This window comes from Flavobacterium piscinae, from assembly GCF_004122145.1.
GTDB lineage: Bacteria > Bacteroidota > Bacteroidia > Flavobacteriales > Flavobacteriaceae > Flavobacterium > Flavobacterium piscinae.
On record NZ_SBKQ01000050.1, the window covers coordinates 1 to 255 of the forward strand.

The 255-nt window shown below is 38.0% G+C and carries 1 pseudogene; it reads left to right on the forward strand.

Annotation, left to right across the window (positions count from 1 at the left end):
• A pseudogene (locus tag EQG68_RS14930) lies at positions 1-255 on the forward strand (PD40 domain-containing protein); the annotation flags it as partial.

Here is a 255-nt window from a genome sequence, read left to right on the forward strand (position 1 = left end):
GGATTTAAATTCAAAATGGCACGATGGTCCTTCTTCCCTTAGTGCTGATGGAAACACGATTTATTTTTCAAGCGAAAGCTTTAAAGAAAAAGATGGCTATGAAAAAGACAAATCCATCAATGCCAAATTAGGACAAGTTAATTTGTATAAAGCTACGATGGCCAACGGAAAATGGTCCAACATCACTCAGTTGCCATTTAACAGCAATACCTACTCAACCGGAAATCCTTCGTTGAGCAAAGACGGTAAAACCTT